Genomic DNA, 26,388 nt, shown 5'->3' on the forward strand with positions numbered 1-26,388 from the left:
TTCTGAGACGTGGGTTGGACCACCCTTACTCCTCGTTCCCCCGAAGACTAGCAATTACATTGAAGTCTTCCAGCGTCGTCGTATCCCCCGTCACCGTCCCGGTCGTCGCAAGCTCCCGCAGCAGACGCCGCATGATCTTGCCGGACCGCGTCTTCGGCAGCGACTGCGTGAACCGCAGGTCATCCGGCCGCGCCAGCGCACCGATCTCCTTCGCCACCCACTGCCGCAGTTCGTTCTTCAACTCATCCGATGGCTCATGGCCCTCCTCAAGCGACACGAACGCAGAGATCGCCTGCCCCTTCATCTCATCCGGCCGCCCGACGACCGCAGCCTCGGCCACCTTGGGATGTGCCACCAGCGCGGACTCGATCTCCATCGTCCCCAGCCGATGCCCGCTGACGTTGATCACGTCGTCCACGCGCCCCATCAGCCAGTAGTATCCATCCGCATCGCATCGCGCGCCGTCGCCGGTGAAGTACGCCCCCGGAATCTCAGAGAAGTAAGCCTGCTTGTACCGCTCCGCATCTCCATAGATCGTCCGTGCCATCGAGGGCCAAGGCTTGCGGATCACCAGCAACCCGCCCTGCCCCGCAGGCACCGGCTCGCCTTCTTTTGTAACAATCTCAGGCACAATCCCAAAGAAAGGCCGCGTCGCCGATCCCGGCTTCGTCGCCACCGCGCCCGGCACCGGCGCGATCATGTGAGCACCCGTCTCCGTCTGCCACCATGTATCGACGATGGGGCATTTCTCATGCCCAATCTCCCGGTAATACCACATCCAAGACTCAGGATTGATCGGCTCACCCACCGTCCCCAGCAGCCGCAGCGAAGCCAGTGAGTACGGCTTCAACCACTCGCCGCCCCACTTGATGAACGACCGGATCGCCGTCGGAGCCGTGTAGAACACCGTCACCTTGTGATCGTCGATCAGCTTCCAGAACCGGTCCGGCTGCGGATGATTTGGCGCACCCTCATACATCAGCACCGTAGCGCCATTCTGCAGCGGCCCATAGACCACGTAGCTATGCCCCGTCACCCATCCGATATCCGCCGTACACCAGTACACATCCTCTTCCCGCAGGTCGAAGTTGTACTTGCTCGTCAGATACGTCCCCACGGAGTACCCACCCGTCGTATGCACCAGCCCCTTCGGCTTGCCCGTCGTCCCGGACGTGTAGAGGATGTAGAGCGGATCTTCCGACTCCATCGCCTCCGCCACGCAAGCCTGCCCCGCAAACTTCGCACTCTCCTCATCCAGCCAGAGGTCGCGCCCTTCCTTCATCGCCACCGCGGTCCCGCTGCGCCGATGCACCAGCACGCTCTCCACACCCGGGCACTTCTCCAGCGCCTCATCCACGATGGCCTTCAGCTTGACCTCGCCCCCGCGCCGGTACGACGTATCCTGCGTCAGCACCACCTTGCACTCCGAGTCGTTGATCCGGTCTACCAGCGCATGCGCCGCAAACCCACCGAAGATCACGTTATGCACCGCCCCCACACGCGCACAGGCCAGCAGCGCAATCGCAAGCTCCGGGCACATCCCCATGTAGATCGCCACGCGGTCGCCCTTCTTCACACCCAGCGACTTCAGCACATTCCCGAACACCTGTACCTGCTCCAGCAGGTCGCCATACGTCAGCCGTTTTACCTCACCCGGCTCACCCTCCCACACGATGGCGACCTTATCCCGCCGCACCCCCAACGCATGACGATCCACACAGTTGTGGCAAAGATTCAGCCGCCCACCCTCAAACCAACGCGCCGACCCCATCTCACCTTGAACCACGGAGGTAAACGGCGTAAACCACTCCAGTTCGTTCGCAGCGTCGCTCCAGAAGCCTTCAGGATCGTCGACGCTCCGCTTGTACATCGCCTCATAGTCGTCCAGCGACGTTACATGGGCCTTCGCCGCAAACTCCGCAGGCGGTGCAAAGACGCGGTCTTCCCGCAGAAACGAGTGCATATTCGTGTGAACGGTGGTGCTTTCCGTGGCGCTGTTGCTGGAGCTGGACACGCTTGAATTCCCCCTTGAGACCATCCTCGAAAAGGTACGCTATGCGCCATACCAAGAGCAATTTGTCCCAATTCCATACACCAAACAAAGAAATGAGATCATAGACCGCTGTTCAAACGTCTATTAACTCATGTACATATGTACTCGTACACTGGTCCGGCGACCGCTTTGACGAGATCACTCGCTAGCCATCGGCGTCGCGCACCCACATTTTGCCTTCCAGGAGTTTTACGATGAGCACGTTGAATCGGTGGTGGATCGCCCTTGCCGGCATTCTGTTGCAAATGGCTCTCGGAGCCGTCTATGCCTGGAGCGTCTTTCGCGCGCCTCTCGCCAAGCAGTTTCACTGGTCCATCTCTGAGGTCACCCTCACCTTCACCATCGCCATCATGGTGCTCGGCTTCGCCTCCTTCTTCGGCGGCCTCTGGCTCAAGAAAGTCGGCCCCCGTGTCGTAGCGCTCACTGGCGGCGCACTCTACGGGATCGGCGTCTTCCTCGCCAGCTTCTCTTCCATCGGCCTGTGGTGGCTCTATTTGACCTACGGCGTCATCGGCGGTATCGGCCTGGGCTTCGCCTATATCGTTCCCGTAGCCGTCCTCCTCAAGTGGTTCCCGGATAAGCGCGGCCTCATGACCGGCATCGCCGTCGGCGGCTTCGGGGCCGGAGCCCTGGTCACCGCGCCCATCGCCACGCGCCTCATTCAGAGCATCGGCGTCCTGCATACCTTCGCCTATCTCGGCATCGCCTTCCTCATCGTCACCGTGGCCGCAGCCACCTTCATGCAGAACCCGCCCGAAGGCTGGCAGCCGGAAGGCTGGACCCCCACCCAGAAGCAGCTCGTCCAGGAGCACGCACGCAGCTTCACCCTCGGCGAGGCGCTCAAGACCTGGCAGTGGTGGGCGCTCTGGCTCCTGCTCTTCCTCAATACGTCTGCGGGTATCTCGATCATCTCCCAGGAAGCTCCCATGTTCCAGGAGTTTGCCCGTGCCACCGCCATCATCGCGGCAGGCATGGTCGGCATCGTCAGTATCGGCAACGCGCTTGGACGAGTCTTCTGGGCCTGGGTGTCGGACACGCTCGGTCGACGTATGACCTTCGTCTCCATGTTCGTCATTCAGATCCTGCTCTTCTGGCTCCTGCCGAGCCTGCATGCCGTTCCCATCGTCACCGCCATCAGCTTCATCATCCTCATGTGCTACGGCGGCGGCTTCGGCACCATGCCGGCGTTTGCAGCAGACTACTTCGGGCCGGCCAACGTGGGTTCGATCTATGGCCTGATGCTCACCGCATGGGGCTTCGCCAGCGCCTTCGGTCCTCTGCTCATCGCGCATCTGCGGCAGTCCAGCGGCACCTACGCGAGCGGTCTGCACATCATCGCGATGATCATGGCCGTCTCTGCTCTGCTGCCTCTCGTCGTCAGACCGCCTGCCGTCGCAAAGGCTTGAAAACAAGGACAAAACTACCCACGACCCACGAAGCTTATTCCCTTTATCGGGAGTAATTTTCGTGGGTCATTAGTTGTACAACCATAACCTTGTAGCGAGGCGCAAATTGACGATAGGGTAAACACAGACAGGTTGTTTCAACGTCCCCTGAGGTCACACACTATGCCCGATATCGCCATCGCAGCCAGCTTCATCCTCATCATCCTTATCCCTTGCCTCGTCGCGATGACCTCGGTCGAAAAGTCAGAGCCGGCACCCACCCGCAACCGCTAGTCACCTCCGGCCTTAGACCCCGCTGCTAGACTGAGCCTGTGACCTTCCCGCTCTCAGTCTGCATCGGATTCTTCCTGGGCTTCGTCTTTGGAGTGGGCTGCGCGCTTGCGGTGATGTACTCCATCTACATGGGCGGCTACCGCGCCGCGGTTCGCGACTCCATCCTGCCCACGCAGCCCGAGCGCCTCACCAAGGCTCTTGCCAAGCTCAAGCCGGCTTAGGCATCGGCTCGCCGGTTCAGTTCCGATCGCAGCTCCCTCACCTCGCGCGTCAGCGTCTCCACCGCCTTCATCAGATCGCTGGAGTGAACATCCTCCGCGCTCGGCGTCATGCCCTCGACATAGAACGTCCCATTCGGCTCGAGCACGCACTTCCTTACCTGACTCACGCTGTCGAAGCTCTGCTTGTGCAGCACGGACAGGAGTTCGACCTCGGTCAGCGTCTCCCGCTTCAACGCTTCATAGTCGACGATACCGTCCAGGATCAAGAGCGTCTCCGTTCCCTCCAACGCATCGTTCAGCTTCGGAACCTTGAACAGGATCCGCATCAACACCCAGTTGATCGCCAGCAGCGCAAACGCACCCACCACGCCGCCCGTCACCGAGTTATCGTCCCCAATGATCGCGTTCTGCACCGTATTCGACAAGCTCAGCAGAACCACCAGGTCGAACGGGTTCAACTGCGCCAGCTCACGCTTGCCGAACAGACGCAGAAACACGATCAGCACCAGGTACACGATCATCGGCCGCAGAATCTTCTCCAGCAGCGGCAGGTGCATGTGAAACATACTCTCGATCAAGCGAACTCTCCCTCCTCGTGACTAAAACTAGCGATGCAGCTGCTGATGCCAGATCCATGCGCTCTCGATGATGCTGTCCAGCTTCGCAAACTGAGGCTTCCAACCCAACTCCTGCTGGATCTTCTCAGAGCTTGCCACCAGCACCGCAGGATCGCCCGGACGGCGAGGACATAGTTCCACCGGAATCTCCTTGCCCGTCACCCGCCGCACAGACTCGATCACCTCCAGCACCGTGAAACCCGTTCCGCTGCCCAGGTTATAGATCAGCGGAGCCTTGTCTTCGAGAGCCGCCAGCGCCAGCAGATGCGCATCCGCCAGGTCCTGCACATGCACATAGTCGCGCACGCATGTCCCATCGGGCGTGGGATAGTCCTGCCCAAAGATCTTGATACTCGCCCGCCGTCCCAGCGCCACATCCAGCACCAGCGGAATCAGGTGAGACTCAGGCTCATGATTCTCGCCATATCCGGGAATCGCGCCGGCTACGTTGAAGTACCGCAGCGCCGCATACCGCAGCCCGTGGGAGTGGTGCATCCAGCGCATCATATGCTCAGAGAGCAGCTTGCTCTCTCCGTACGCGTTCGTCGGCGCCAGCCTGGCCTCTTCGGTGATCGGCGTCTTCTCCGGCTCGCCGTAGCAGGCAGCGGTGGAGCTGAACACCAGCTTGTTGTGCCCGGTCGCCAGCATCGCCTCCAGCAGCGTCAGCGTTCCCGCCGTGTTGTTGCGGAAGTAAACCTCCGGCTGCTTCATGCTCTCGCCGGCCTCGATCAGCGCCGCAAAGTGCAGCACGCCATCGAACTTCCCGGCATTCAACGTCTTTTCGAGCAGAGCGCTATCTGCCAGATCGCCCTCCACAAACGTCACACCCTCTGCAATCGCCGACCGGCGGCTATGGCAAAGACTGTCGAAAACCGTGACCTCATGGCCCCGCTCCAGGAGCAGTCGGCTCACCGTTCCGCCGATGTAGCCCGCGCCTCCAGTTACCAGAATCTTCATCTGTCCCATCTCCCCTAAATTCTTCACAATGAAACCTTTTAGTATGCGCTGCAACAAAAGTATCAGTGCGTCGACTACGACTCTCTGGCACACTGTTAAAGAGTTACTTAAGTTTACCGATGACTGTAGTGGGCGTCTCACTTCGAACTCGGAAGTCGAACGATCCAAACCATCTACCGGACTCTTTGATTGTCCTCAACCTTGCTCCGTGACTATCGCAGTTCAGCATCAGCAGACTTCAAAACCCATTATCGGCATCTCACCGATATCGGGTTGATCTTTCAAAGGGCAACAGTACGGGTTTGTCCTCGTTTTACGTTACTTAGGCCGCGCAGACGGTTGAACCAGGCTCCATCTACAGCATCTCAAATCAACCTCCTCGTCGCCTCCTCGCACCGAGGCCCTCAAAAGGACCTTTTATGTCGACTCCTCTGCGCAGCGAAACCGTCACCCAGCCACAGCCCCAGGAACAACAGTTCAAGCACTTCGGTGTCATGAACACCGGTGGCCAGAGCAAGTCGTCGCTCTTCACCTCGGTCACGCTCAACATCGTTCTGGCCATCGTCGCCATCATCATCGGCGCGGCCGCCAAGAAGACCATTGCGCTCCGCGCCAAGGAAAACCTGACCTACGTTGCGCCCGTGCCTGTGCCGGAGCCCAAACCGATCGTCAAGATCATCCCGCCTCCTCCTCCGCCCAAGCTCCCGCCGGTCAAGACGATCGAGCCCAAGATCCTCAAGCCTGAGGTCAAGCTGCCTGACGTACCCAAGCCGCTGGAGATGAAGCCGGTCGAAAAGCCGCTCCCCGCAGTGGCCCCCGCGCCGCCCAAAGTCGTCGTGGCCGCCGCCGCGCCCAAGCCGGTCGCCGTGAACCTCGCGCGCTCCGCCTCGGTCGCCAACAACGATCCCCACCCCGCGGCCGTCTCGCTCGGCACGGCCAACAATCCCCTGCACTCGGACCGTCCTGCGGTCGCAGCCGTCGATCTCGGCAGCCGCGGTCTCGCCGGCATGCCCGCCCGCACCACCGGCGGCGGTCCCCCGGCCAGCTCCGTCAACCTTGGCAGCGGACAGCCCGGCGGCGCCATGAACGGCACCGGCTCACGCGGCGTCCAGGGCGTGAAGTTCGGCGTCACCAACGGAACCCCCGGTGGCACCGGTAACGGCGTCGGCAATCGTCCCGCGGTCGTCGCCCTCGGTCACGCTCCGGAGACCCCACAGACCCAGCAGGCACGCGCCGAGCACCCGCCCGTCCGCACCGGCCCCCAGGTCCTCTTCAAGCCGCGCCCTGTCTACACCGCGGAGGCCACCTCCATGCATCTGGAAGGCACGGTTTCGGTTCGTATCCGGGTCTCCTCCAACGCTGCCGTCTCGGTCATCGGCGTCACCAATGGTCTCGGTCACGGGCTGGATGAGTCTGCCGTTCACGCCATCCAGGCCACCCGGTTCAAGCCGGCGGTCGATGCCTCCGGAAACCCCGTTGACTGGGAGGGTGTCGTCAACATCTCCTTCCAGCTCGCAAGCTAGTTCAAACGTCTCATCTGGAACGAATTAGCCGTTCGCAGGCTGCATCGGCTAGCATCACATCAGGTACCCATTCCTCGCTGCACACCACAGGAGCCGTAAGACATGATTTCTCGGAACCAGAAAATTGCCGGACTTTCTCTTGCACTGATCGTTGCTTCGGCCACCCAGGCCAAAGCATTTCCCGTCTTCGGAAGCAAGAAACCCAAGGACGCGAACGCCGGCAAGAAGCTTACCCCGGGCCAGAGCGCGCTGATCGATAAGGCCGTGCTTCGCGAAAAAGAGGTCATCAAAGTCGTCAAGGAGCGCACTCCCCTCGTCGAGACCTACATCCAGAACATGAAGCAGGACCCAGTCATGCGCCAGGTCCCCGACTCCGACCAACACTTTCTCGGTCGCGTCGACTTCGGCAAGGTCATCGGCGACGATGCCTTCAAGCAGGGTCCAAAGGCCGGCTCCGGCGAAAAGGGTAGCAAGCTCGGCTTCTTCAAGAACTCCGCAGGCTTCCTCGGCGGTCTCGGCGGCTCGCTTCACCTCCAGTTTCACGAGGCAGGTTTCGTCTCCATGCTCCTCATGGACTCCTATGAGTTCGATAAGCAGCACTACAACTTCGGCTTCGTCCGCAACGATTTTCTCGGCAACGTTCCCACCGCCGTCTTCGACGTAACTCCCGCCAAGAACAACGACCGCGGCCGTTTCTTCGGGCGCATCTGGGTCGAGACCCGCAACGGCAACGTCGTCCGCTTCAACGGTGACTTCGCTGGCTCCGACAAGGAGTACCAGGACTACTACCACTTCGATTCCTGGCGTACCAACGTGCAGCCTGACCTCTGGCTCCCCACCTCCTTCTACGTTGAGGAGTCCGATCCCAAGAGCCGCACCAGCACCCTCAAGTTCAAGGCCATCAATCACGTCTGGGGCTACCAGTTGAAGGTTCCGCCGGTTCAGGCGGAGAACACCTCGCTTGAAGTCGTCGGCGCTCAGGACGTCTCCAATGATGCACAGGATGTCAGCCCGCTCGGCGCACAGCGCGCCTTCTCCAAGCAGGCTGAGGACAACGTGGTTGAGAAGCTCTTCGAAGCCGGCCTCATCGACGCGCCCAGCGACTTCGACAAGACCCTCGAAGCCCTCGCCAACAACATCCTCGCGTACAACAACATCCCGGTCGCGGGCACGATCCACGTCCGCACCCTGCTCACGGAGCCGCTTGAGTCCCTCTCGGTCGGAAACACCATCATCCTCTCCAAGAGCCTCATCGACACCACCGCCGTTCAGTCCACCGACGGCGCACAGCAGGAAGGCAATCTCTACGCCATCGTCGCCTTCCAGCTCGCCCACATCCTGGCCGGCCACAAGCTGGACACCAAGTACGCCTTCAACGATCGCCTCCTCTTCCCCTCGGATTCCTCGTTCAAGCGCATCCCCATGCACCACACGGATGCCGACAACATCGAAGCCGCCAAGAAGACCATGGAACTCCTCAGCGTCAAGGAGCTTGAGGGCGGTCAGAAGTACTTCGGCCTCTACCTCCAGCAGCTCCAGCAGCGCGTCAAGGGCCTGAAGGCTCTCAACACGCCTGCCATCGGAGACGGCCTGGTCAAGAGCGAAACCGACCCCACCTTCTGGCTCGCAGCCATGATGCCCAAGGGCGACAAGCTCAACGTCAAGGATCTCAAGCAGCAGGCAGCCGAGCCTCTTTCGAGCTTCCTCCGCTTCGACCCCTGGACCGATCAGGTCATCACCATGCACACCGCCCTGGAGCCGATCCTCAGCGCCAGCGACAAGATGCCCTTCGAAGTCGCGCCGGTCTACCTGAAGCTCGGCTACTACAAGGCACCCGCGGAGCCCGTCCCATCCCCCGCAGGCCCGGCACCGGCAGATAACACCGCTCCAGCGCCGGCACCAGCCCCAACCGATAACACCGTCCCGGCTCAGCCCACCGCGCCGACCCCCACACCGACACCCACCGCAACTCCCCAGTAACCGGACCCGAGGCAGCGCCAACCAGCGCTGCCTCGCTCCATCTCCCACACGAATCGTGCCGGGCCTGCACACGTACACCAGTCGCTCAGGAGATTGAATGAACCTCCGGTCCCGCTCTGTTCTGGTCTTCGCTGCACTCCTTTCATTCGCTCCCACCCTCTTCGCTCAGGCCGCCTACACCGCTACCCGTTCCTCCCGCATCCAAGCCGGGGTCGCCGTAATGTACCTCAATAGCGACTACACAGATGATGGAAATAAGGGCCTGCTCTTCTTCGGCGACTATGACTTCAACCGGTGGGTCGGCGTAGAAGCAGACGCCCGCCTCGGAGGTCTCATCTCCGCCAGCGACATCGGGGAAAACAGCTACTCCATCGGCCCCCGTGCCACCTACCGCCGCGGTCGCCTCAACGTCTCGGCAAGGTCACCCTCGGCCGCGGCATCATCACCAATCAGATCACCAAGAACTCTAGCGCCTTCAACGTCTTCGGGTACGGCGGTGGAGTAGAGTACCGCGCCACGCGCCGCTTCAACATCCGCGCCATCGACGTAGAACTCCAGAAATGGCCTAACTTCGAGCCACACACCCTCTCCCCCATCGCCATCAGCGCCGGTATCGCTTATATCATTCACTAATCGTCCCTTACGGCGTAACCTTATCGACGACGACCCACATAATAAGCGGCACTCAGCAGTAATCCCGCTTCACCAGGGGACGTCAAACTTCATGAACGAAAACGTCTCGACCCTCGTCGACGCGCCGGAATGGGAGATCTACCCTTGCTGACACGGTTCCTCGCCGCACTGACCCTCTTCGCATGCTCCGTACCGATGCTGCACGCGCAAGCGAAGTACACCGCCGCCCGCACCGGAGACTTCCAGGTCGGGGTCGACTTCGCCGGCATTCACTCCGACTACGATCCCAAGCTCTACAAGGGCTATGGCCTCTACACCACCTTCGACCTCACCAATCACCTCGGCGCTGAGTTTGACTTCAATCAGGGAAGCGCCTCATCGCCCAATAAGGACTACGAGCGAACCTATGAGCTTGGTGCTCGCTACTTCCGCACCTACGGCCGCTACTCCCCATATGCCAAGATCATGTACGGCCGTGGGGTCTTCAACTTTGCCCCGCTGGGTCCCGTGAACGCCAACCTCGCCTATAACGAAGCCGTCATCGGAGCCGGTGTGGACGTGCGCGTCCTCCGCTACATCAATGTCCGCGCCAACTACGAGTACCAGGACTGGTTCGGCTTCCCTGCCAACGGCCTCAACCCCCAGGTCTTCAACGTCGGCGTCGCCTATCACTTCCCCGGCGGCCTCGGTCGTGGCCAGCACTACGGTAAATAGCCCTCCCTGAAACAAACAGAAGAGGCGCGGACACGATCCGCGCCTCTTCTGTTGTCGCAAACAAAAACGGATCAAGCCAGAAGCAGAGCCATAGCTCTATCCTGCCTTGATCCGTCCTTGCTCGTCTTATCCGTGGCAGGCCTCTTCTTGCCGCCCGCGGTCAATCTTAGAAGTGGAACGCCACGCCGATCGTCGGCATGCTCAAAACTTCATAACGCCCGGTCTTGAAGTCGTCGATGAAGCTCGGTGCCTTCACGAAAAACCCGCGATACTCCGCGCGAATGTCGAAGCTGGGGCTGATCTCGTACGCCAGACCCGCGCCAAACAAGCCACCCACACCCGTCGCACGCTTCGCGTCCAGCCGGTCCGTACCGTTGTCCCGGATCGGCGAGAAGAACATCACGCCAGGACCCGCTTCTACAAACGGATTGAAGTTCTTAAAGTTCAGCCCGAACACATAAGCCGCAGAAAACTCCTGCTGCCGTGTGTGAATCGGGTTGTACGTCAGGTTGCCCGAGTACTGGTAGTAGTTCGTGTACTGGGCAAACGAGTAGTTCACCTCCAGTGCACTCTTCGGGGTCAACAGAAACCGGTAGCTCGCCAGAACTCCGGTCGTGTGCGTCGGGGTCAATGTAACCGAGTTTCCGTGCACGGTCGGGTTGATCGTCTCAAACCCGCTGATGCTGACGTCCTGCCGGCTCTCCTGCGCGTATCCGGCGGCTGCTGACAACATCAGCGCGCCCAAAAAGATCGTCTTCTTCATTCTTCCTCAAACCCTCTCGATGTCGAGCGACGCTGCCTTGAAACACTAAGTCCGCATGATCGCCACGCAGCCCCAAACAGTCTCTTCGCTCTCACAATTGTACCCGTTGGACTCACCCCACACACCACCGGTAGCAAAAAGGACACACACCTCGCAAAATCTCCAGCTTTCCTCACCTCATCCAGACGCACCAAAGGGCCGGCGCACCCATACCGCAGTGGCGCGCCGGCCCTGCCTTGAAACCGAAGCCTAAGGCTGCGGAGGCGTGCTCGGAGGAGGTACAGTCGGCGGTGACCCACCCGGCCCGTCACCCTCGGCCCTGCGCTCCCGCATCCGCGCAATCATCGCGTCGTACTTGGTCTTCTGCTCGTCCGTCAGCATGGCCTTGATCTTCGTCTCCTGCGCCTGACGAATCGCCATCATCTTCGGCCGCTTCTCCTCCTGCGGAGTCGCCGTATCGGCCCGCAGCGCCTGCATCTGCTGCATGCCGTCCGCGTCGATCGCCTTCAGCTTCGTCACCTGGTCGTCCGTCAGGCTGAGCTGCTTCGTCAGCATCTCCACCTGCCGCGGTCCACCCATCTGCCCGCCACGTCCGCCCTGACGAGCCTCCGTAGGCAAAGAGGGCTGATTCTCCGCAGGCTGCTGCGCCACCGGTGCCGTCGAGGCCTGCGCCAGCATCGGCACACTCCCCACTCCCAGCATCAGCATCCCGACCATCGCACCGGTACACGTTATCTTTGCAATCTTCATGGCACTCTCACCTTCATCCTGCGTCGCGCCCAAACATCGGATGCGGGCGTCGTCTATCACCTTCAGACGCGAACCCATCACCATTTGTTCCGGTCCCCGCCGGATTTATCTTCCCGTAATCAACTGGACTGGTACGCATAGGGATCGCCATGCGCCGCCGCATAAGCCTCCACCACCCGCAGAAACGCCAGCGCCGCGTGCGAAAGGCTCGCCTGCTTCCGATAAACCAGCCGCAGCTTCCGCTCCAGTTGCAGCTCCTTCACCCTCACCCGAACCAGCGCACCGCTCGCCAGCTCCGTCTGCGCTACCAGCGCCGGCACCAGCGCCACCCCGTTCCCCAGCTCCACAAACCGCTTGATCGCCTCCAGCGACGGCAGCTCCACCCCCATATTCAGCGGTGTCTTATGCCGCCGAAACGTCTGGATTACCTTCTGCCTCTGCGGCGAAGGAATGTTGTGCGCCACAAAGTTCAGCGCCCCCAGTTGCCGGATCGAAACCTCACCCTCCTTCGCCAGCGGATGCTTCGGATTCACCACCAGCGCCAATTCATCCCGGTAAACCATCACAGAATGCACCTGCACATCATCCGGCTTGAACGACAGCACCCCAATCTCAACCGAGTGCATCAGCACCTCATCCGCAATCCTGCTCGCCAGCGTCCTCTGCACCGCCACCTTGATCTGCGGATTCTGCCGCCTGAACTCATCCAGCAGCGGCAGCAGATAAAGACAGGTGTACTCATTCGCCGCCAGGTTCAACCGCCCCCGATGCAGCTCCCGCAGCTCCGTCAGCGCCCCCGCAGCCTCATTGCGCAGGTTCAGCAGCTTCAGTGCATACTCCCGCAGCACCTCTCCGGCATCCGTCAGCGTCCCATCCCGAGAAGACCGCTCCAGCAGCACCTCCCCAAGCTCCCCTTCAAGCTTCGCAATCGCCTGACTCACCGCCGGCTGCGTCCGATGCAGCCGCGCCGCCGCCCGCGAAAAACTCCGCTCCTCAGCCACCGCCAAAAACGTCTCCAACTGAAACAAATCCATCCAACCCTCCCAAATCTCTGCTCAACCAATCAAGCGGTCCCGCATCCAGTTCTTTTTGTCACTCCGCAGCTTTTTTCTTGTCATTCCGTAGCGCAGCGGAGGAACCTGCAGTTGCCCTTGCTCTTCAAGCCCTGGAGCCGTTGTCTTTGCCGTATCCCTCTTAATCCCGCCTTTATCCATCTTTTCCCCGTTACGCCGTGCTCTGCGAATTTCCCTCAGCCACGGAGCCAACCATTGCCCCCACCCCCTCACAGGTCTAAACTCACCTCAACCCCGGGGGCGAAACCAACCATCGTCCAAAACAATAAAGCAATAAGAAATAATAATACTCCGAGCATCCAGCATAACCATCCGTTATGCTAACCAATGTCTGTAGTAAGCCGTTCCAGAGTGAGCCAACATGACCGACCCCGCCGTAAACGACCAAATCGTCTTCTTCGACACCACCCTCCGCGACGGCGAGCAATCGCCCGGCTGCACCATGCACCATGACGAGAAGCTCCGCATGGCCCATCAGCTCGCAGCCCTCGGCGTCGACGTCCTCGAAGCCGGTTTCGCCATCGCCTCCGACGGCGATCTCGAATCCATCCGCGCCATCGCCAAAGAGGTCAAAGGCCCCCGCATCACCTCGCTCGCCCGCTGCAAGGCCGCTGACATCGAAGCCGCCGCCCGTGCCATCGAGCCCGCCCATCACAACCGCATCCACGTTTTCCTCGCCAGCTCAGACCTTCATCTCGAAGCCAAGCTCCGCATCACCCGCGACCAGGCCCTCGAGCAGGCCGCCGAGTCCATCACCCACGCCCTCCGCTACACCGATAACGTTGAGTTCTCCGCCGAGGACGCCACCCGCTCCAACCCCGCCTTCCTCCTCAAGCTCGTCATCCACGCCGTCTCCGCCGGAGCCACAACAATCAACCTCCCGGACACCGTCGGTTACACCACGCCGGACGAGTACAAGGCCCTCTTCGCCCGCATGAAGGCAGAGGTGCCCAACTCTGAAAACATCATCTTCTCCACCCACTGCCACAACGACCTCGGCATGGCCGTCGCCAACTCTCTCGCCGGCGTTGAAGGCGGAGCACGCCAGATCGAATGCACCATCAACGGCATCGGCGAGCGCGCCGGCAACGCAGCCCTCGAAGAGATCGCCGCCGCCCTCGCCACCCGCCACGACAAGTTCCCTTACCGCCACAACCTCAAGATGAAGCAGCTCTACCCCACCAGCAAGCTTCTCGCCGAGTTCATCAGCTTCGGCTGCTCGCCCAACAAGGCCGTCGTCGGAGCCAACGCCTTCGCGCACGAGTCCGGCATCCACCAGCACGGCGTCCTCGCCAACCCCCTCACCTACGAGATCATGACGCCCGAATCCGTCGGCGTCCCCGCCAACAACATGGTCCTCGGCAAGCACTCCGGCCGCCGCCTGTTGGAGCAGCGCCTCGCCGAACTAGGCCACCCCCTCACCCGCCCTGAGCTCGACGAGGTCTACGCCCGCTTCACCACCCTCGCCGACCGCAAGAAATCCATCTACGACCAGGACCTTATAGGCCTCTTGAAACCCGAAGACTCCATCATGACCGTCTGATCGAAGCCTGAAGATCCGGCCTTGATCCGTCTTTTATCCGTGGTAAGCCTTCCTTCACCCGGCAACTATTTGGAGATCCACCTTGAAGCTCAACATTGCAGTCCTCGCCGGAGACGGCATCGGCCCTGAAGTCACCGCAGAAGCCACTAACATCCTCCGCGCCGTCGCCGACCTCGGCGGCCACGACTTCACCTTCACCCCCGCCCTGCTCGGCGGAGTCGCCATCACCGCCGCAGGCACCCCCCTGCCCGAAGAAACCCTCAAAATCTCCTTGGCGTCCGACGCAGTCCTCCTCGGCGCAGTCGGCGATAACAAGTTCAACCACCTCACTCCCGACAAGCGCCCGGAGGCAGGCCTGCTGCAGATTCGCCAGCACCTCGGCGGCTTCGCCAACCTCCGCCCTTCCGTCGCTTACGCTGCCCTATCCGAGAACTCCCCCCTCCGCCCCGAGGTCACCAAGGACGCCGACATCCTCTTCGTCCGCGAGCTCCTCGGCGGCCTCTACTTCGGAGCCCCCCGCTGGTGGAACCACGACACCAACGAAGCCATCAACACCATGCGCTACACCCGCGACGAAGTAGTCCGCGTTGCCAAAGTCGCCTTTGAACTCGCCGGAAAGCGCAAGAAGAAGGTCACCAGCGTAGACAAGGCCAACGTCCTCGAAGTCTCCCAACTCTGGCGAGCCACCGTCACGGAGGTCGCCAAGGACTACCCCGAGATCACCCTCGAGCACCAGCTCGTCGACTCCATGGCCATGCACATCATGAATACCCCCCGCAGCTTCGACGTCGTCCTCACCGAGAACCTCTTCGGCGACATCCTCTCCGACGAAGCCGGCGTCATCACCGGCTCGCTCGGCATGCTGCCCTCCGCCACCATCGGCGGCAAGGTCAACCTTTACGAGCCCGTCCACGGCTCCGCCCCGGACATCGCAGGCACGGGCAAGGCCAACCCCCTCGGCGCCATCCTCACCGCCGCCATGGTCCTCCGCCACTCCGGCAAGCTGGAGGCTGAAGCCGCCGCCGTAGAAGCCGCAGTCCAGCACGTCCTCCTCGCCGGCCACCGCACCGCGGACATAGCCCGCGGCACGGACCCCGCCCACGTCCGCGTCACCACCACCCAGATGGGCCGCCTCGTCCACGAAGCCCTAACCCAGTCGCTCGACCGCAGCCAGTCCATGCACGCCGTCTAAGGTTGAAGCACTTCGCCTTGAAAGGGCGGGGCTTCAGCCCCGCCCTCAGCGCCCGCAACAAAGCCGGCTTTAGCCGCTGAGGGAATGTAACCCCGTCATGACGATCTCCCACAAATCGCAGTACCTCCTGGTCACCGCCGCCATCCTTACCGCGAGCGTCATCCAGCTTGTCCGCGGTTACAAGCCATACATCGTCATCATTGGGGCCATCGCCTTCATCTTCATCGGCAACCTTACCGTCTACCTCGCCGGCTCAAAACAACGAGCTATCCAGCAACAGCGTAAGCGCGACTACTACGCAGGCCTCCGGGACACCAAAGAATGATCCGCCCCCTTTACATCTCGGCCCTTGCACTCGCCCTGACGCCCTGCGCGCAAGCCCAGCTCCTCGGCCAGCCGCCGCTCGTCCAGCACGACGCAGCTCAGGACATCAACCGCATCAAGCGAGACAAGAAAGCCAAGTCCAAAGAAAACGTCGAGTGGCTCTGGCAGTACAGCCCCCCGCCCGCGGACGGCCGCGAGCACGACCTCATCCAGGACCCCAACTTCCTCCCCTTCCTCGATCAGTACTTCACCGCCCCCCAATCCTTCTGGGGCACTGATTCCTCCGGCCGCACAGGCCGCCGCAAGTCCCTCGCCGAAACCGCCTACGACTTCCTCACCGTCCCCGGCAAGGTCTGGGCAGACAACAACCGTTACATCACCGCCACCGGCAGCGTCTTCCATCTCCGCACCTCGCGCGGCCTCCTCTTCGTGGACCTCAACGGCGATCACCCCCTCGCCGTCTTCGCCGCCATCGACTGGATTCGCGACAGCAAAACAACCGACCAGCCCGACGCCGAGTACACCCTCTGGCTCTTCCCCAACCACAGCACCGCCACCTCGGCTAACCCCGCATACCTCCCCGGCCCACTCATCCACTCCCTCACCCGCTGGATGGCCGAGCCCGTCCCCGGAACCGGCATCGTCCAGAAGATCACCGCCGCCATCGTCGTAGACCCCGACGGCACCCCACACCAGATCGCAGTCCCCACCGAAGCAGTCCAGCCCGAAGGCCCGACGCTTCCGAAACGCAAGTAGCAATCAGCCCGAACCCGAGCTTTTAGCCAGGAGCAAGTAATGCAGACGAACATCACCACACCCCGCACCCTCTTCGAAAAAGTCTGGCAGCAGCACCTCGTCGTAGCCCCCGCCAACGAGCCCAGCATCCTCTACATCGATCTCCACCTCGTCCACGAGGTCACCAGCCCCCAGGCCTTCGACGGCCTGAGAATGGCGAACCGCAAGCTCCGCCGCCCAGACCGCACCCTCGCAACGGTCGACCACAACGTCCCCACCTCCAGCATCCAGGATCGCCTCCACATCCTCGATCCCATCGCCAACCGCCAGATCGAAGCCCTCCGCCAAAACTGCGCCGACTTCGGCGTCCAGCTCTTCGACGTCCAGGCCCCCGAGCAAGGCATCGTCCACATGATCGGACCCGAGCTCGGCGCAACCAAGCCCGGCATGACCATCGTCTGCGGCGACTCACACACCAGCACCCACGGAGCCTTCGGAGCCCTCGCCTTCGGCATCGGCACCAGTGAAGTCGAGCACGTCATGGCAACGCAAACATTGCCTCAGGACAAGCCCAAAACCTTCCGCATCACCGTCGATGGCGAACTCCCCTACGGCGTCACCGCCAAGGACATCGTCCTTCACATCATCGGTGAAATAGGCACCGCCGGAGCCACAGGCCACGTCGTCGAATACGCCGGCTCCGCCATCCGCGCCCTCTCCATGGAAGGCCGCATGACCGTCTGCAACATGAGCATTGAGGCGGGCGCACGCGCAGGCATGATCGCCCCGGACCAGACCACCTTCGACTACCTCCGTGGCCGCCGCTTCTCCCCCGCCCTCACCATCCCCAACATCCCCATGGACCCCGCCCAGTTCGGCAAAGCCATGAAGGGAGCCACCTCACCCTGGAACGAAGCCGTAGCCCAATGGTCCACCTTCGTTACGGACGAAGGCGCAACCTTCGACCGCGAGCTCTTCATCGACGCGACCAGACTCACCCCCACAGTAACCTGGGGGACGTCCCCAGGGATGGTCACCGGCATCGACTCCAACGTTCCCACCCTCCCAGCCGGAGCCTCAGAGGCCGATCAAAAAGGCTTCGAGCGCGCCCTGGAATACATGGACCTCAAGTCCGGCACACCCATGCAGGAGATCGCAGTCGATCGTGTCTTCATAGGCTCCTGCACCAACGCCCGCATTGAAGACCTTCGCGCCGCCGCCGCCCTCGTCCGCGGCTATCACGTCGCCACGACGGTCAAGGCGATGGTCGTCCCCGGCTCCCAGTCCGTCAAAGCGCAAGCAGAAGAAGAAGGCCTCGACCACATCTTCACCACCGCCGGCTTTGACTGGCGAGAGCCCGGCTGCAGCATGTGCCTCGGCATGAACCCGGACATCCTCGCCCCCGGCGAGCGCTGCGCCAGCACCAGCAACCGCAACTTCGAAGGCCGCCAGGGCCGCGGAGGCCGCACCCATCTCCTCAGCCCCGTCATGGCCGCAGCAGCAGCCATCACAGGCCACCTCACAGACATCCGCACCTGGGAATTCAAAAGCTAAGCACACTGATCCCTGACAACTGATCCCTGATCCCTAGCTCCGGAGGAGCACCCCATGATCGCCATCAACGTCCTCACCAGCACCGCCGCCCCACTCGACATCTCCAACATCGACACCGACCAGATCATCCCCAAGCAGTTCCTCAAGCGCATCGAGCGCACCGGCTACGGCGAGTTTCTCTTCTTCGACTGGCGCCGCTTCCAGGAAGGCCCCAATACCGGAGCCGAAGACCCATCCTTCGCCCTCAACCGCCCCGAGTACGCCGGCGCAAAGATCCTCATCGCAGGCAAGAACTTCGGCTGCGGCAGCTCCCGCGAGCACGCCGCATGGGCCCTCACCGACTTCGGCTTCCTCGCCGTCATCGCCCCCAGCTTCGCCGACATCTTCTTCTCGAACGCCGGCAAGAACGGCATGATCCTCGTCCGCCTGTCAGAGGAAGACGTCAACCTCCTCACCCACCGCAGCACCGTAAACCCAAAGCACAGCATCACCATCAATCTCGAGGCCCAAACCATCACCGACGATGAAGGCTTCAGCGCCACATTCGAAATCGACCCCTTCCGCAAATACTGCCTCCTGAACGGCCTCGACGACATAGGCCTGACCCTCCGCCACGAAGCCCAACTCAACACCTACGAACGCACCCACGACCAGGCCTTCTGGCTAAAACCCCGCGCTAAATCCTTGTCCCTCTAACAGCCGAGTAGTTCAACAGAGGTTGGCCCTTCGTGATGATCCATAAATCGACAAAAATCGCTTGCTCAGTGATGACTCTTCTACTCAGTTGCATTGCTGTGCCTAATCTCCACGCACAAGGTGCCTACAATCCATCGGCACCTAAGCCCTTGCAACTGACGACTGCAAAGTCCGTGTTCATCTCAAACAACACTGCCGCCCCGTTGGCTAACAGCGATAAGGTCTTCGACGAAATCTATGCTGGCGTCAAGCAGCTCAATCGCTTCACGGTTCTCGCAAGCCCTGAAGCCGCCGACCTCATTCTCGAATTCAGTCTCATCACAACGGGCGACAACGATCAGTTCGTCACCTTGAGAATTTTGGACGGCAAAACACGCATCGTCCTTTGGTCCGTCAGCGATTCAGGCCAGACCAAAGCAATCTATGGTTCGAACGGCAAGAAGAATCAGCACGACGTTCTCGATAACATCTTTGACTATCTTCAAATCATCACCACGCCCAAACAAACAAACTAAGTAACCGGCATACGAGGTAAGCACGTTGAGCAACGATCACAACCCGAAGAAATACTCCATCCCCCTCACCGAAGGCCCATCCCGTGCCGCAGCCCGCTCCTACCTCCGCGGCGTAGGCTTCAGCAAAGAAGACCTCCACAAGCCCATCATCGGCGTAGCCAACACCTGGACCGAGATCGGCCCCTGCAACTTCCATCTGCGCGACGTAGCCGCAGCCGTAAAACAAGGCATCCGCGACGCCGGCGGAACCCCCATGGAGTTCAACACCGTCACCATCTCGGACGGCATCACCATGGGGACCGAGGGCATGAAAGCGTCTTTGATCTCCAGAGAGGTCATCGCAGATAGCATCGAGCTAGTAGCCCGCGGCAACCTCTTCGACGGCATCGTCTGCATCGCCGGCTGCGACAAAAACATGCCCGGCACCATCATGGCCCTCGCCCGCCTCGACATCCCCGGCATCATGCTCTACGGCGGCTCCATCGCCCCCGGCCGCCTCGCGCAGCCCGACGGCACCCACAAAGACATCACCATCCTCAACGTCTTCGAAGCTATCGGCAGTCACGCCGCAGGCCGCATCACAGACGACCAGCTCGAAGCCGTAGAAGCCGCCGCATGCCCCGGCCCCGGAGCCTGCGGAGGCCAGTTCACCGCCAACACCATGGCCATGGCCGGCGAGTTCCTCGGCATCTCCCCCTTCAACCTCACCGGCGTTCCCGCCATGTCGCTGGAGAAGGCCGAAGCCAGCCGCGCAGCAGGCCGCATGATCATGGACCTCTGCCGCAACGACATCCGCCCCAGCCACATCCTCACCCGCAACTCGCTTGAGAACGCCATCGCCGCCGTCTGCGCCTCAGGCGGCAGCACCAACGCCGTCCTCCATCTCATCGCCATCGCACGCGAGATGAACATCCCCCTCGACATGGCCGACTTCGACCGCATCTCCGAACAGACCCCCTTCATCTGCGACCTCAGCCCCGGCGGCAAATACGTGGCGAAAGACTATCAAGACGCCGGCGGCAGCCGAGTCCTCGCCGCACGCCTCAAGCAGCGCGGCCAGCTTCACGACATCCCCACAGTCTCCGGCAAGACCATCTTCGAGGAAGCCGCCCTGGCCATCGAAACACCTGGCCAGCCCGTCATCCGCGAATGGTCCGATCCCCTCAAGCAGACCGGCGGCCTCGTCATCATGAAGGGCAACCTCTCGCCTGAAGGCTCGGTCATCAAGGTCGCCGGACACGAGCGCATCCACCACACCGGCACCGCCCGAGTCTTCGACTCCGAGGACCTCTGCTTCGCCGCCGTACAAGCCGGCCAGATCAACCCCGGCGACGTCTGCGTCATCCGCTACGAAGGCCCCAAGGGCGGCCCCGGAATGCGCGAGATGCTCGCCGTCACCGCCGCCATCAAGGGCATCCCCGAGCTCTCCGAAACCGTAGCCCTCATCACCGACGGGCGTTTCTCTGGTGCTACGCGTGGGTTGATGTGCGGCCACGTAGCCCCCGAAGCCTTCCTCGGAGGCCCCATTGCCGCCGTCCACGAAGGCGACACCATCACCTTCGACATCCCCAACCGCCAACTAACCCTCAACGTCTCCGAAGAAGAGATCGCCACCCGCCTGGCCAAATGGAAGGCCCCGCAACCGCGCTACAAACGAGGAGTCTTCGCCAAATACGCCGCCTCAGTAAGCAGCGCCAGCGAAGGAGCCATCACCACTTAGTGAACGGTATGGACACTCAAACCATTTGCGACATGATCACGAGGAATGCGATTGAGCTAAAACTTCTCGATGTTGATCTGCACAAAAAACATAAACTTCGTGCGGATGGGCCTGAAGCAGTAGACGCTTGGAAAGAGGCCGCCGGACTCTTTTGTGGTCGCTATAACGAGCTTGCATTTCCCGGCGGCTACAACGGCGCTTTGGAGCGGCTCTTGAACGGCGATGCACTGGCAATGGAAGCAAGTATCTGTTTTCTCGAACTAAGACCGTTCTTTTTTCGCTCTGGATTCATGTTCAAAGACATCCTGCGCAAGGCACGTAAAGCGCCACTCACAGAAGATCAACGTAAGAGATTAGCACTCGTTGAATTGGCCGTAGTGCAATGGCGCAGCCAAAAGAGAAACGCGCAACAGAACAACTCTGCAGCAACGCAAGAAGCATCAACTGAGGAACCGCAATGACGAACAATCAACACCCCCAACTCACCGGCTCTGAAATCCTCTGGGCCACCCTCGCCGGCGAAGGCACCACCACCGTCTTCGGCTACCCCGGCGGAGCCATCCTCCCCATCTACGACGCCCTCCGCAAGTTCCCCACCATTCATCATGTCCTTGTTCGGCACGAACAAGGGGCCTCGCACATGGCCGACGGCTACGCCCGTGCCAGCGGCCGCGTCGGCGTCTGCATGGCCACCTCCGGCCCCGGCGCAACCAACCTCGTCACCGGCATCGCCACCGCCATGCTCGACTCCATCCCCATGGTCGCCATCACCGGACAGGTCTCCTCAAAGGTCCTCGGCTCCGACGCCTTCCAGGAAGTCGACATCACCGGCATCACCCTCCCCATCACCAAGCACAACTTCCTCGTCACCCGAGCCGAAGACATCGCACCCACCGTGCGCCTGGCCTTCCAGATCGCCCAGCAAGGCCGCCCCGGCCCCGTCCTCGTCGACATCACCAAGGACGCCCAGCAAGCCTCCGCCCCCTTCGACTTCGACTCCGCAGCCCCGCCCATCCATCGCCCGCACCCCATGCTACGCGCAACGTCCAACGCCATCCGTGAAGCCATCGCGCTCATCACATCGGCCAAGCGCCCCGTCATCCTCGGCGGTCACGGCATTACCCAATCCGGAGCCGAAGCAGAAGTCATCACCTTCGCCGAGCGCCTCCAGATCCCCATCGCCAGCACCCTGCTCGGCCTCGGCTCCATCCCCGCAGGCCACCCCTTGTCCCTCGGCATGATGGGCATGCACGGCGAGTCGTGGGTCAACCAAGCCATCCAGGAGTCCGACCTCCTCCTTGCCTTCGGCATGCGGTTCGACGACCGCGTCACCGGCAACCTCGCCAGCTACGCCCCCAACGCCAAAAAGATTCACATAGAGATCGACCCCAGCGAAATCAGCAAAAACGTTAAAGCCGACGTAGCCCTCATAGGCGACCTCAAGGAAGTCCTCAACACTCTCCTCCCATTGTTAGAAGGTCGTCATTCTGAGCGAAGCTCAGAACCTCCGTATCTGTCTTCATCTGAAGCGCCCAAGAACCCTTGGCTGCAACACATCAACACCAGCAAAGGCACCGCCGCCGTCCGCGACATCTTATCTCTCCCAGACAACGGCCACCTCTACGCCGCCCACGTCATCAACGACATCTGGCGAGAGGCCGTAGCCGCCGGCCGCGAAAAAGATACCATCATCGTTACAGATGTAGGCCAGCACCAAATGTGGGAGGCCCAGTACTTCAAGCACGAAGCCCCCCGCTCCCTCGTGACCAGCGGCGGCCTCGGCACCATGGGCTTCGCCCTCCCCGCAGCCATCGGAGCCAAGTCCGCCTGCCCGGATAAAGATGTATGGGTCATCGCCGGCGACGGAGGCTTCCAGATGACCGCATCCGAGCTCTCCACCATCATGCAGGAGGGTCTCGCCATCAACATCGCCGTCATCAACAACGGCTTCCTCGGCATGGTCCGCCAGTGGCAGGAGACCTTCTACGACAAGAACTACTCCGCCTCCCCCATCCTCTCGCCAGACTTCGTCATGCTGGCCGCCGCCCACGGAATCTCCGGCGCCCACGTGTTCCAGCGCAAGGATGTAACACCCACGGTTACAAAAGCCCGCACCTCCGGCAAGCCCTTCCTGATCAACTTCCAGGTAGAAAAAGAAGACGGCGTCTACCCCATGATCGCCCCCGGCGCAGCCCTCCACGAGATGGTCCGCCGCCCCCTCCACGACCCTCTCCTCGAAACCGCGGAGGATGAGTAACCCGTTGCCTCAGCCCTTCCAATTCGTAACCCCGCGCCTCATCCTCCGCCCCTTCGAGGACCGGGACCGCGCCCCCTTCATCGCCATGAACCTTGATCCCGAGGTCATGCAATTCTTCGCCGCCCCCTTCACCCCGGAGCGGTCAGAAGAGAGCATCGCCCGTTACCATCGCCAGCTCCTCCGTGACGGCTTCACCTTCCTCACCGCCGAGCACGCCCAGACCGGCGCATACGTCGGCATCGTCGGCATGCAGGTCATGTCCACCATCGTCCCCAACCTCCCGCAGCCCGCAGTCGAGATCGGCTGGCGTCTCACCCGCGCCGCCCACGGTCACGGCTACGCCACAGAGGCCGCCCGCGCCTTCGTCGGCCACGCCTTCAATACCCTGCATCTCCCTGAGCTCGTAGCCATCACCGCCACCTCCAACCAGCCCTCACGCCACGTCATGGAAAAGCTCGGCATGACCCACCGCCCGGAGCTCACCTTCAACCACCCCATGGTCCCGGCCGATCACCCCCACAACCAACACGTCCTCTACAGCCTTCAAAACCCAAACGCCGAGGAGGCCCCATGCGCCTGACCTTCGCCCTGATCCCCTTAGCCTTCCTGGCCGGCTGCACTAAACCCGCACCCACCCCCGCACCCGCGCAGGAAGCCACCGAGACCTACCACTACCCCCCACGCCCCACCGTCCCCGCGCCTCCCATCAAGCTCTTCCATCAGGATGAAGACACCCTGACCCTCACCACCATCCCCAACGCCACGGACGACCAGGTCGCAGCCATCCTCTGGCAGCTTCACGACACCTTCCGCGCCCACACCTTCGCCGCCCTGCATCTTCCCCAGACCTTCATCGACGCCCGCCACCCCAAGATCTGGTTCCACATCTACCGAGGCCCAAAGTGCGCCAATGAAAAGTTCACGCACGGTAAATATCCCTGCGGAGCAAAGTACAACGGTGCAGGCGACTACACCCTCGGCAGCCTCAACAATCCCAACTACGAAGAAGCCGCCCTACGCCACGCCGACGGCTCCGAAACCGCCCTCTGGAACCCCGAAGCACCACCCAAACCTTAGCCGCCAGAAAGGCCCAAATGCTCCATACCTTCGTAGCCCTAGTCCAGGACAAACCCGGTGTCCTCACCCGCGTAGCCTCCCTCTTCCGCCGCCTCAACATCAACATCGTCTCCTTGACGGTAGGCGAATCCGAGCGCCCCGACACCTCCCGCATGACCATCGTCTGCGAGGCCCCCGAGCACGCCGCCCACCGCATCAAGGCCTCCCTCTATAAGCTTGAAATCACAGTAGACGTAGACGAGGTCGGCCGCTCGGAAGCCGTCATTCGAGAGCTCTGCCTCATCAAGGTAGCCGCCGGTCCCACCAGCCCGTTAGGCCAGGCCTCCCGCTCCCAGATCTTTGAATTGGCCACCGTCTTCCGCGCCCGCGTCGTAGACCTGGCCCCCGAGTCCATCATGCTCGAGATGACCGGCAGCTCGTCCAAAATAGAAGGCCTGGTCCAGGTCATCACGGAGTCCGGCTACACCATCCTGGAGGTCTCCCGCACCGGCCGCATGGCCATGCGCCGCGGCCACCACACCAGCCGAGTCCTCAAAGCCCTCGGCACCCCCAGCCAGGACAACTTCACCGGCCACCACGACGAAGACTTCGACCAGAACCTCTCGGCCACAGAGATCATCCCCAACGAGTTCGAAGACGTCCACGAAGAAGAGCAGTAGTACATCCGCTCTTATTCGTCGCTATCACTTTTATCCGCGTTACGCCGTTCTCCTCCAGGCGCCACGAAAACACCAAGTAAACTACTGAAAAGGATCGAACAAACACCATGGCAAAGACCTACCACGACGCAGACGCAGACCTCTCCCTCATCCAGGCCAAAAAGGTCGCGATCATCGGCTACGGCTCCCAGGGCCACGCCCACGCACTCAACCTCAAGGACTCCGGCGTCGACGTCCGTGTAGGCCTCCGCCCCGGCTCCAAGAACGCCGAGCGCGCCAAGAATGCCGGCCTCGTCGTCGACACCGTAGCCGAAGTCTCCAAGTGGGCTGACGTCATCATGAACCTCACGCCCGACCAGACCGCCGCCAAGGTCTACCACGCCGAAATCGCCCCCAACATGAAGCCCAACTGCACCCTCATGTTCGCGCACGGCTTCAACATCCGCTTCCGCACCATCACTCCGCCCGCCGGCGTGGACGTCTCCATGGCCGCACCCAAGGCCCCCGGCCACCGCGTCCGTGAGGTCTTCACGGAAGGCGGCGGCGTGCCCGCCCTCGTCGCAGTCGAGCAGGATGCCAGCGGCACCGCCATGGCCCTGGCACTCTCCTACGCCAAGGGCATCGGCTGCACCCGCGCCGGAGTTCTCGAGACCACCTTCACCGAAGAGACCGAAACCGACCTCTTCGGCGAGCAGGCCGTTCTCTGCGGCGGAGCCGTCGCCCTCGTCAAAGCCGGCTTCCACACCCTCGTCGACGCAGGTTACCAGCCCGAACTCGCCTACTTCGAGTGCCTCCACGAGCTCAAACTCATCGTCGACCTCATGTACCGCGGCGGCATCGAGTACATGAACCACAGCATCTCAGACACCGCGGAGTGGGGCGGTTACCTCGCTCAGAACCGCATCGTCACGGAAGACATCAAGAAGAACATGAAGGCCATCCTGTCCGACATCACCGACGGCAGCTTCGCCAAGAAGTTCATCGAAGAGAACGAGACCGGCCGTCACGAGTTCGCCAAGTTCCGCAAGGCGGAAGCGGACGATCAGATCGAGATCGTCGGAAAGACCCTTCGCGCCGGCATGCCCTTCCTGGAACCGGTCATCGTCAAAGACGGAACTGTAGTCAAGCTGTAACCGTAGTAGCCGTAATAACT

The 26,388-nt window shown here is 61.7% G+C and carries 26 protein-coding genes; 20 read left to right on the top strand and 6 right to left on the bottom strand.

The features are described from left to right. Positions 1–25 precede the first annotated feature (25 nt). Positions 26–1,963, bottom strand: a complete 1,938-nt coding sequence (gene acs, locus ACIX9_RS13680) for an acetate--CoA ligase (protein ID WP_041597796.1) — start codon at positions 1,961–1,963, stop codon at positions 26–28. Between the two features lie 284 nt (positions 1,964–2,247). Here acs and ACIX9_RS13685 point away from each other — a divergent pair, with 284 nt between their 5' ends. Together ACIX9_RS13685 and ACIX9_RS13690 are read left to right on the top strand one after the other, a co-directional pair. Further along, positions 2,248–3,459: an L-lactate MFS transporter gene (locus ACIX9_RS13685; RefSeq protein ID WP_013581082.1), complete on the top strand. Its 1,212-nt coding sequence runs from the start codon at positions 2,248–2,250 to the stop codon at positions 3,457–3,459. A 311-nt stretch (positions 3,460–3,770) separates the two neighbouring features. Further along, positions 3,771–3,953, top strand: coding sequence for a hypothetical protein (locus ACIX9_RS13690; RefSeq protein WP_013581084.1), 183 nt, complete (start codon positions 3,771–3,773; stop codon positions 3,951–3,953). Here ACIX9_RS13690 and ACIX9_RS13695 read toward each other — a convergent pair. Both ACIX9_RS13695 and galE read right to left on the bottom strand, forming a co-directional pair. Beyond that, positions 3,950–4,531, bottom strand: a complete 582-nt coding sequence (locus ACIX9_RS13695) for a DUF421 domain-containing protein (protein WP_013581085.1) — start codon at positions 4,529–4,531, stop codon at positions 3,950–3,952. The genes ACIX9_RS13690 and ACIX9_RS13695 overlap by 4 nt on opposite strands. A gap of 27 nt (positions 4,532–4,558) precedes the next feature. Continuing rightward, entirely contained in the window at positions 4,559–5,527 is a 969-nt protein-coding gene (galE, locus tag ACIX9_RS13700) for a UDP-glucose 4-epimerase GalE (protein ID WP_013581086.1), read from the bottom strand. A 419-nt stretch (positions 5,528–5,946) separates the two neighbouring features. Between galE and ACIX9_RS13705 the strand changes: the two genes are divergently transcribed. From ACIX9_RS13705 to ACIX9_RS13720, 4 genes are all read left to right on the top strand, one after another. Then, positions 5,947–7,050: an energy transducer TonB gene (locus ACIX9_RS13705; RefSeq protein WP_013581087.1), complete on the top strand. Its 1,104-nt coding sequence runs from the start codon at positions 5,947–5,949 to the stop codon at positions 7,048–7,050. A gap of 102 nt (positions 7,051–7,152) precedes the next feature. Further along, positions 7,153–9,030 (top strand): hypothetical protein, encoded by a 1,878-nt coding sequence (locus ACIX9_RS13710; protein WP_013581088.1) that lies wholly within the window; start codon positions 7,153–7,155, stop codon positions 9,028–9,030. 97 nt (positions 9,031–9,127) lie between these two features. Then, positions 9,128–9,535, top strand: coding sequence for an outer membrane beta-barrel protein (locus ACIX9_RS13715; RefSeq protein ID WP_013581089.1), 408 nt, complete (start codon positions 9,128–9,130; stop codon positions 9,533–9,535). A gap of 272 nt (positions 9,536–9,807) precedes the next feature. After that, on the top strand, positions 9,808–10,377 hold the full coding sequence (locus tag ACIX9_RS13720) for an outer membrane beta-barrel protein (protein ID WP_157477561.1): 570 nt from the start codon (positions 9,808–9,810) through the stop codon (positions 10,375–10,377). A gap of 166 nt (positions 10,378–10,543) precedes the next feature. Here ACIX9_RS13720 and ACIX9_RS13725 read toward each other — a convergent pair whose 3' ends face one another. The 3 genes from ACIX9_RS13725 to ACIX9_RS13735 form a co-directional block, all read right to left on the bottom strand. Then, on the bottom strand, positions 10,544–11,140 hold the full coding sequence (locus ACIX9_RS13725) for an acyloxyacyl hydrolase (RefSeq protein WP_013581091.1): 597 nt from the start codon (positions 11,138–11,140) through the stop codon (positions 10,544–10,546). Positions 11,141–11,389: 249 nt separating this feature from the next. Further along, a complete protein-coding gene (locus tag ACIX9_RS13730) occupies positions 11,390–11,890 on the bottom strand; it encodes a hypothetical protein (RefSeq protein WP_198152102.1) in 501 nt (166 codons plus the stop codon). Positions 11,891–12,009: 119 nt separating this feature from the next. Beyond that, on the bottom strand, positions 12,010–12,924 hold the full coding sequence (locus ACIX9_RS13735; RefSeq protein ID WP_013581093.1) for a LysR family transcriptional regulator: 915 nt from the start codon (positions 12,922–12,924) through the stop codon (positions 12,010–12,012). Between the two features lie 400 nt (positions 12,925–13,324). Here ACIX9_RS13735 and ACIX9_RS13740 point away from each other — a divergent pair, with 400 nt between their 5' ends. The 14 genes from ACIX9_RS13740 to ilvC all read left to right on the top strand — a co-directional run bounded on the left by ACIX9_RS13740 (position 13,325) and on the right by ilvC (position 26,368). Continuing rightward, a complete protein-coding gene (locus ACIX9_RS13740) occupies positions 13,325–14,506 on the top strand; it encodes a 2-isopropylmalate synthase (RefSeq protein WP_013581094.1) in 1,182 nt (393 codons plus the stop codon). 82 nt (positions 14,507–14,588) lie between these two features. Beyond that, a complete protein-coding gene (gene leuB, locus ACIX9_RS13745) occupies positions 14,589–15,698 on the top strand; it encodes a 3-isopropylmalate dehydrogenase (RefSeq protein WP_013581095.1) in 1,110 nt (369 codons plus the stop codon). Positions 15,699–15,795: 97 nt separating this feature from the next. Then, a complete protein-coding gene (locus tag ACIX9_RS13750) occupies positions 15,796–16,023 on the top strand; it encodes a hypothetical protein (RefSeq protein ID WP_013581096.1) in 228 nt (75 codons plus the stop codon). Continuing rightward, entirely contained in the window at positions 16,020–16,778 is a 759-nt protein-coding gene (locus ACIX9_RS13755) for a hypothetical protein (RefSeq protein WP_013581097.1), read from the top strand. The genes ACIX9_RS13750 and ACIX9_RS13755 overlap by 4 nt, the downstream gene beginning before the upstream one ends. Before the next feature lie 39 nt (positions 16,779–16,817). Continuing rightward, positions 16,818–18,311, top strand: coding sequence for a 3-isopropylmalate dehydratase large subunit (gene leuC, locus ACIX9_RS13760; protein ID WP_013581098.1), 1,494 nt, complete (start codon positions 16,818–16,820; stop codon positions 18,309–18,311). Positions 18,312–18,365: 54 nt separating this feature from the next. Further along, positions 18,366–19,007 carry a 3-isopropylmalate dehydratase small subunit gene (leuD, locus tag ACIX9_RS13765; RefSeq protein WP_013581099.1) on the top strand — a complete coding sequence of 214 codons (642 nt, stop codon included), beginning with the start codon at positions 18,366–18,368 and terminating at the stop codon, positions 19,005–19,007. 98 nt (positions 19,008–19,105) lie between these two features. Then, positions 19,106–19,522 (top strand): hypothetical protein, encoded by a 417-nt coding sequence (locus tag ACIX9_RS13770; protein ID WP_198152103.1) that lies wholly within the window; start codon positions 19,106–19,108, stop codon positions 19,520–19,522. Between the two features lie 25 nt (positions 19,523–19,547). Further along, positions 19,548–21,242 (top strand): dihydroxy-acid dehydratase, encoded by a 1,695-nt coding sequence (gene ilvD / locus ACIX9_RS13775; RefSeq protein WP_013581101.1) that lies wholly within the window; start codon positions 19,548–19,550, stop codon positions 21,240–21,242. Then, positions 21,242–21,703: a hypothetical protein gene (locus tag ACIX9_RS23885; protein WP_049789300.1), complete on the top strand. Its 462-nt coding sequence runs from the start codon at positions 21,242–21,244 to the stop codon at positions 21,701–21,703. Before ilvD ends, ACIX9_RS23885 begins: the two co-directional genes overlap by 1 nt. Then, entirely contained in the window at positions 21,700–23,499 is a 1,800-nt protein-coding gene (gene ilvB, locus ACIX9_RS13785) for a biosynthetic-type acetolactate synthase large subunit (protein WP_013581102.1), read from the top strand. Before ACIX9_RS23885 ends, ilvB begins: the two co-directional genes overlap by 4 nt. Continuing rightward, positions 23,492–24,079: a GNAT family N-acetyltransferase gene (locus ACIX9_RS13790; protein WP_013581103.1), complete on the top strand. Its 588-nt coding sequence runs from the start codon at positions 23,492–23,494 to the stop codon at positions 24,077–24,079. Before ilvB ends, ACIX9_RS13790 begins: the two co-directional genes overlap by 8 nt. Continuing rightward, positions 24,070–24,576: a hypothetical protein gene (locus tag ACIX9_RS13795; RefSeq protein WP_013581104.1), complete on the top strand. Its 507-nt coding sequence runs from the start codon at positions 24,070–24,072 to the stop codon at positions 24,574–24,576. The genes ACIX9_RS13790 and ACIX9_RS13795 overlap by 10 nt, the downstream gene beginning before the upstream one ends. A 17-nt stretch (positions 24,577–24,593) precedes the next feature. Continuing rightward, a complete protein-coding gene (gene ilvN / locus ACIX9_RS13800; protein ID WP_013581105.1) occupies positions 24,594–25,235 on the top strand; it encodes an acetolactate synthase small subunit in 642 nt (213 codons plus the stop codon). A gap of 107 nt (positions 25,236–25,342) precedes the next feature. Then, positions 25,343–26,368 carry a ketol-acid reductoisomerase gene (gene ilvC / locus ACIX9_RS13805; protein ID WP_013581106.1) on the top strand — a complete coding sequence of 342 codons (1,026 nt, stop codon included), beginning with the start codon at positions 25,343–25,345 and terminating at the stop codon, positions 26,366–26,368. The last annotated feature ends 20 nt before the right edge of the window (positions 26,369–26,388 follow it).

Origin of the sequence: Granulicella tundricola MP5ACTX9 (assembly GCF_000178975.2) — a bacterium.
Lineage (GTDB): Bacteria > Acidobacteriota > Terriglobia > Terriglobales > Acidobacteriaceae > Edaphobacter > Edaphobacter tundricola.